Source organism: Pseudomonas gessardii (assembly GCF_001983165.1).
Taxonomy (GTDB): domain Bacteria; phylum Pseudomonadota; class Gammaproteobacteria; order Pseudomonadales; family Pseudomonadaceae; genus Aquipseudomonas; species Aquipseudomonas gessardii.
In genome coordinates, this window is the sequence record NZ_MNPU01000103.1 from 1 (window position 1) to 2852 (window position 2852).

General features: G+C 46.0%; 2 protein-coding genes. One reads left to right on the forward strand and one right to left on the reverse strand.

Going from position 1 to position 2852, the window contains the following annotated elements; genetic code table 11:
* The first annotated feature begins 681 nt into the window (after positions 1-681).
* Complete coding sequence (locus tag BLL38_RS29655) at positions 682-1599, forward strand: hypothetical protein (protein WP_242627657.1); 918 nt, start codon at positions 682-684, stop codon at positions 1597-1599.
* A gap of 323 nt (positions 1600-1922) precedes the next feature.
* Here BLL38_RS29655 and BLL38_RS29660 read toward each other — a convergent pair whose 3' ends face one another.
* The gene (locus BLL38_RS29660) at positions 1923-2624 is read right to left on the reverse strand and encodes a hypothetical protein (protein WP_076965361.1); all 702 of its coding nucleotides are present in this window, start codon (positions 2622-2624) and stop codon (positions 1923-1925) included.
* Positions 2625-2852: the final 228 nt, after the last annotated feature.

Here is a 2852-nt window from a genome sequence, read left to right on the forward strand (position 1 = left end):
ATGGTGAGTGAGTCGGTATCGATCTACAACGGCGAGCGTCCGCACCTGTCTTTGAAATACAAAACGCCCGATGCGGTGCATCGGGCGTTAGGGTGAAACAGGTGTAAACCTATTTCAGGACTAGACACTGGGATTTCATGCAGAATGCTCACAAAAATCGAGGTTGTTCACACTGGGCAATGTGAACGCCTACAGGGCCTGTTCTGGGCTGTGATTCTTCTGCATATTGTAGGAGGGGAATGGGGTTTTGTATTGTCAAGAGGTCTTGGTGAGAATGTAATGTGATGGTGGCTAGCCGCAGCAGTACTTGTGAGTAGTGGCGTGTGGCTGGTGGTGTGTCTACTATCTATATCTAATTGATTTATAAAGTTTTTATTAGAAAATTTTTGAAGTGTGACAGCGTTTAGGTGCACCTGAGTGGTGCACTGTTTGCTGGACTCTACCTTCTGATCGCTTCCCGCCTAAGCTCCAACGTCTTTTGTTTACGCAACGTATTTGACTTGCCAAATTTAATGTGGCAATAAGCTACTATATGGCTCGTGGCATCGTTGGAGAGTTCCGCTGCCAAGATGGCTGCAATTGCATTGTTGCTGTTTATTTCTATGTTGCTTGAAATTAAGCACGTAGTGATGAACTGGTGATCAGCTTTGCTTGCCTAATCCCCGTTATGCAAAGGAATGTATGTCTAAGATATCTATCCCTCACGTTGCTTATCATCCGCTCGAGCCGCAACCTGAATCTGTAGCTCCGATGGATCTCACTGATTCGCTAAGGCTTCCCCCTGAACTTTACGTAGATGATGAGCATCATGGCCGAGTCTACTGCCCGGACTGCGGCGTCATGTGCAGTAGGCGACCTCGTAAGACCCCAAAGAGAAAAGATGGGGTCGCTGCCTTCTACTTCCACCTGCCAGGCTTCGATATGGTCGAATGCCCGCATCGGAAGAAAGGAGGAGCTGGAGGGGGCGAGGACGGAGATGCTAAGCAGAGAAGGGCCATCAACCTTGTTACATTCGCTGGTTGGAAGAGCTTGGCGGACAGTGACAAGCCGGAAGAGGACGATGATGATTATCTCAAACCAACAAGGAAAGAGGCTCAGAACGGTTCCTCAGTAAATGGTAGAGGAGGGTTCGAGAATTTCTTCGATGCAGACGGAAATCTTCTAAATCCGGGGCGCTTCAAGACCGTTAAACGATTGGTGCAACTGGCTCAAGTAAATCTGAATATTTCTGTTCAATTTGGTCAGGAGGATGCGGTTCGTTTACATGATCTCATTGTTTCTATTGAAAAAGCTCAGCGGAATATAAAGTCTTACTTGGGGAAGAGCTTCCTGTTTTTCGGTAAGCCTACATCTATTGTGAAGGGCTCATACGGGAGAGTTTTTTTCAACTTCAAATCTCCGGAACATGAGCTTAGTGGTCACTGCGAGTTGGATATTTTTGAGTCCCGTGGATGGCAGACCTTTGAAAGAGATCGTTATTACCTATTTTACGGTCTGGTTGAGGGTAATGAGGAGCATTCTATAGTGAGAGTGCTTGAGGCTGGTCAAATAGACCGAGTTCCTTTGACTGCCCGGCATCTATTCGATGGACTTCGGTAAGACTTTCAAGAAAATCTACTAGCTTGAAGTTTACTGACTACTAAGTCTAGGATGGCCAAACTGTCGCTGAAGGGATGTGCTTAGGGCTCGTTAAGTGGGTGCTGAAAAAATTGTAGAGTTTGAATGGCCACTTCCGGGCGAGTTTAAATCTGCTTTCCTGAAAGGCCTGTAACGGTAGGCGAGTCTATAAAAATAGTAGTCTATTACTTGCAGGCTACCGAACTCAAAGACGCAGATGGCACCATCTTTAGCGATGTTTGCCATCCAAGGCGCGACCAACCGAATAAGCTATCAAGCTTCAACCATGAGCCATGGTAATTGCGTTATCGACGCTCAACAAGTTTCCATACAATCATCATCTGTAGACTACAGAAATCCATCGCCGTTTTTGATAGAAGTTTGATGAGTGCATTCGCTTTATCAGCATCATGATTGAATGACTCAATGACGTTGTACTCTTCATCTACAAGAAGAAAAGCTTTCACCGACTTTGACCCGCTGTGCATATCCTCAACCATTGTGCTCCAATTCTTTGGCTGCACAGTGGATTTACTTTGATCCTTTGGCTTGTCTTTCGTGACCGGATATCTGAAGAAAGTGCTTGAAGAATCTGTGCCGTCAATTTTTCGTACGCGCTTGTCAAGATCAGCGGATAATGCCCAATCGGTGTCTTTGAGCTTAGAGAGAAAGTCCAAGTTTGTTTTTATGAGAAACTTTAGGTGAAGGTAAAGCGGCATCAAGGCATGAATGTTTGTGAGCAGCTCGCATTTATGCTTCACAACAATCGCAGCTTCACCACTGGGAGTATCGGCGTAAGGAATGTCAAACTTTTTATGAAGTATGATAATGCACGACTTTAGGTAAAGCTCAATTGAGTGACGGTAAAGGTAACTTGTTGGAAGATGCGGATGTAAACCACCGGCTTCTGGCGTTTTTTCTAGGGCATCAGCCGAGGCTTTGAAAGAGTTGGCGACGGCACCAAACCCTGAATCGAATTGACGATACAGCGGAAGTAACATATCCATATCAATGGTCGCTCTTAGTCGTTATTAAAGTGATGAGCCCGCCATAGCGAATATTTTTTAAACGTTCCGCACGCCTGACAATCAACCTTGCTTCTAGGGATGCCTGAATTCATAGAATAAGCGCAACGCTTGAAACGAGAGGCAGAGAGCCAGCCACCGGTAGAATCCAGGCTCTCACACCGAAGGATTCAAGCGCAGATGACTACGCATTACCGGCAGCTGACTCAG

What these genes read in the sequence shown, in the direction of transcription:
- BLL38_RS29655 (WP_242627657.1), top strand. Translation starts at nt 682, where the DNA reads ATGTCTAAGATATCTATCCCTCACGTTGCTTATCATCCGCTCGAGCCG.
- BLL38_RS29660 (WP_076965361.1), bottom strand. Translation starts at nt 2,624, where the DNA reads ATGGATATGTTACTTCCGCTGTATCGTCAATTCGATTCAGGGTTTGGT.